The organism is Streptomyces sp. SID5910, assembly GCF_009862125.1.
GTDB lineage: Bacteria > Actinomycetota > Actinomycetes > Streptomycetales > Streptomycetaceae > Streptomyces.
The window spans coordinates 1-4,026 of the sequence record NZ_WWHX01000528.1 but is presented as its reverse complement, the minus strand read 5'-3'; the positions used below and the strand labels follow the sequence as shown (position 1 = coordinate 4,026).

The window sequence follows — 4,026 nt, the reverse complement described above, 5'->3', positions numbered from 1 at the left end:
TGTCTCGCTCGGCGGCGCGACCGAGGCCGCGATCTGGTCCAACGCGTACGAGGTCACCGGGGTCCCGGCGGGCTGGCGCTCGATCCCGTACGGGAAACCGCTGCGGAACCAGAAGTTCCGGGTGGTGGACGGGCGGGGCCGGGACTGCCCCGACTGGGTGCCCGGCGAGCTGTGGATCGGCGGCGCGGGGGTCGCGCTCGGCTACCGGGGCGACCCCGAGCTGACCGCGGCACGCTTCCCCGAACACGGGGGCGAGCGCTGGTACCGCACCGGTGACCTCGGCCGCTACTGGCCCGACGGCAACCTGGAGTTCCTCGGACGCCTCGACCACCAGGTGAAGATCAACGGCTTCCGGGTCGAACTGGGCGAGATCGAGTCCTGCCTCCAGGAGCACCCCGAGGTCGCCCAGGCCGTGGCCGTTCCGGTCGCCGAAGGGCGCGGGGAACTCGTCGCCGCCGTGGTCGAGCGCTCGTCCGCACCGGACCGGGTCCACGCGGAACCCGACCGTACCCGGAACCCGTTCCTGCCGCCCGCGGCCACCGGCGAGAGCGACCCGCACCGGCTCGAACACCGCCTGGTGGAAGCGCTGTTGGCGCAGGTCGTCGCACCGCTGACCGGATCCGACGGCGACGGCGGCCGCCCGGCGGTCTGCGCCGAACAACGCCCGGTCGTGGACATCTGGTGCGCCTATCTCACCGAGCGCGATGTACTCGTCCGCGCCGCCGACGGTACGCACCGGCCCGGCGCCCGCTGGGACGAGGTCACCAGCCCGGAGGGGATCGCGGCGGCCCACGAGGCCGCCGCCGGGACCGTCTTCGAGACCGTCGCCGCCGCGCTGCGCTGGGCCGGACCGCTCCTGTCGGCCATCCTCTCCGGCGACGCCGACGCCACCGCGCTGCTGGACGACCCGGTACTGGCCCCGGAGGCGCTCGGCGATCTGATGCCGGCGACGGCCGACTGCCTCCGGGCCGTCGCCGAGGACCTGCGGGCACGCGGCGGCGACGTGGCGGCCCCGCGCGTCGCGGAGTGGGACGTGGCCCAGGGCCGCGGCACCGCGCGCCTGCTCGCCGCACTCGGCTCCGCCCCGGTCGACTACACGCTGCTCGGCTCCTCGAAACCGGCGCTCGCCGGGACCCGGAAGCTGCTGGAGGAGCAGGGGCACCGCACCCGCACCGCCTGGCAGAGCCCCGGCGCCGTCGCCGTACAGCACCTCCACACCTACGACGCCGTCGTGGCGAACAACGTCCTGCACCGCATGCCGGACCCGGACCTGGCCGTGGCCACCCTGGCCCTGCTGCTCGCCCCGGGCGGCCGCCTCCACCTCCTGGAGCGCGCACACCCGACGCCGCTCGCGCTCGTCACCGCCCTGCCGTTGGAGGCACGGGCGGGGAGGTTCGCGGCGGGCCGCCCCGAAACCCCCTGGCTGCACGGTGCCGAGCGGTGGCGGCAGGCCTGCGCCGACGCCGGCCTGACCGACGTGCGGGTCCTGCGCACCGAGCCCGGCGGCGAGATCCTGCTCTGCGCGGACCGGCCCGGGACGGCCCCCGGGATAGACCCCGCCGGACTGCGCGGCTGGGCGGCCGACCGGCTGCCGGAACACATGGTCCCGGCCCACTTCGCCGTCCTGCCCGCGCTGCCGCTCAGCGCCAACGGAAAGATCGACCGGCGGCAGGTGCGGACCATCCTCGAACAGTCCGTCGACCGGCCGCGTGACGTGGACGATCCGCCGCGGGGCGACACCGAGACCTTTGTCGCCGACCGGTGGACGAAGCTGGTCGGACTGGAGTCGGTGGGCCGCAACGAGAACTTCTTCCGGCTCGGCGGCGACAGCCTGCTCGCGACCCGCTTCGTCGCCGAGGTGCGCGGAGCCTGGGGCGTCGAACTGCCCATGCGCGACGTCATCCGCACACCGACCGTCGCGGGGCTCAGCGCACTGATCGACCGGCTCCGTGCCGCCGACGCATACGAAGAGGGTGCGGTGTGAACGCCAACGACCTGCTCAAGGAGTTCTGCGACGCCGGGATCCAGCTGTGGCGCGAGGGCGAGAACCTGCGCTTCCGCGCCCCCCGGGGCGTCATGGACGACCGGCGTCTGGCGGAGCTGCGCCGCCACAAGGCGGAACTGCTGACCCTCGTGGCGGACACCGGAGTCAGCCGCGAGGAGGACCCGGTCTGGCAGGACCGGCCCGACGAACGCGACCTGCCCTTCCCCCTGACCGACATCCAGTCCGCCTACCTCTTCGGCCGCAACCCGGCCTTCGGCTACGGCGGTGTCTCCTGCCACCTCTACCAGGAGCTGGACTATCCGGCCGGCCTGGACCCGGCCCGGCTCCAGAGCGCCTGGGACGGTCTGGTGCGCCGCCATGACGCCCTGCGGACGGTCGTCCACGAGGACGGCACGCAACGCGTCCTGCCCGAGTTGCAGGACACCCGTATCGCGGTCGCCGACCTGCGTGACGCCTCCGACGACGAGGTCGCCGAGGCCTTCGCCGGGGTGCGCGACGAGCTGTCGCACGCCGTGCACCCCACGGGCGAACGCCCCATGTACGAGCTGCGTCTGACCCTGGCCGCCGACCGGAGCGTCCTGCACCTGTCGGTGGACTTCATGGCGCTGGACTGGCTCAGCATCCAGCAGGTGCTCACCGAGCTGGACCGCCGCTACCAGCAGCCGGACTGCGCCCTGCCCGGGATCGACGCCACCTACCGGGACTACGTGTCCGCCGAGCACCGGCTGCGCGGCACCGAGCGGTACGCGCGCGACCGCGCGTACTGGTGGGACCGCGTCGACGAACTGCCCGGACCCCCCGCACTGCCGCTGCGCGACGACCATGATCCGGCGACGACGGCACCGCGCTTCCGCCGGCTGACGACGACGCTCGACGCCCGGGTGTGGCAGTCGCTCAAGATGCGCGCCGCCGAGCAGGGCAGCACCCCGGCCAACGCGGTGCTCGCGGCGTACGTGGAGACGATCGGCCGCTGGAGCGGCACTCCGCGCTTCTGCGTCGGACTGCCCGTGCTCCAGCGCCTGCCGCTGCACCCGGGGGTGGACCGGCTGCTGGGCGACTTCACCTCGCTGAGCCTGCTCGCGGTCGACCAGGAGGAGAGGACGAGCTTCGCGGAGCGCGCCCGCGCCCTGGGCGAGCGGCTCTTCGACGACCTCGACCACCGGCTGTGCAGCGGGGTCGAGGTCCTGCGCGAGATCGCCCGGCGACGGGGGCGCGAGGCGGCGATGCTGCCGGTGGTGTTCACCGGCAGCATCGGGGTCGGCGGCCACGCGGTGTCGGCCGCGGGCAGGAGGCCGCGGCCGTCGTACGGCATCAGCCAGACACCGCAGGTGTGGATCGACTGCCAGGTGGGCGACCAGTTCGGCGGCCTGGACGTGAACTGGGACATCCGCGAGGGGACCTTCCCCGACGGCATGGTGGACGACATGTTCGCCGCGTTCGAGGCGCTGCTGCACCGGCTGGCCGAGGGCGCCGAGCCCTGGACCGAGGTGGATCCCCAGCCACTGCCGGCACACCAGCGCACCCGGCGCGCCGAGGTGAACGCGACCGCCGCGCCGGTGCCCGAGGGCCTGCTGCACGATCCGCTCGTCGCCCGTGCGCGCGCGTACCCCGACCGGATCGCGGTGATCGACATCGCCGGGACCCTGACGTACGCCCAATGGCTGGGAGGAGCCGCCGCGGTGGCGGCCCGGCTCCGCGCCGAGGGATGCCGACCCGGTGACTTCGTCGGCGTCCTCGTCGACAAGTGCCGGGACCAGGCCGTCGCGGTGCTCGGCGTGCTGCTCGCGGGCGGCGTGTACGTCCCGGTCGACTCCGGCCAGCCCAGGATCCGACGCGACCGCATCCTCACCGACAGCGGCGCCGGGTTCGCCGTCGTCGCCGACGCCGCGTCCGGTGAACTCCCCGACGGCGTGCGGGCGGTGACCGTGGCGGGGCTGACGCCCGTCCCGCTCGCCGAGATCGCCGAAGGCCCCCGCGTCGCGCCCGACGACCTCGCCTACGTCATGCACACCTCGGGCTCA

Annotated in this window: 2 protein-coding genes; both read left to right on the top strand. The window is 74.3% G+C overall.

The annotated features are described in order from the left end of the window. A partial coding sequence (locus GTW67_RS18510; RefSeq protein ID WP_161165932.1) for a phosphopantetheine-binding protein occupies positions 1-1,984 on the top strand: 1,984 nt, incomplete at its 5' end. Further along, positions 1,981-4,026, top strand: a 2,046-nt coding sequence (locus tag GTW67_RS18505) for a condensation domain-containing protein (protein WP_161165931.1), incomplete at its 3' end; no start/stop codon positions are given. The genes GTW67_RS18510 and GTW67_RS18505, both read left to right, overlap by 4 nt.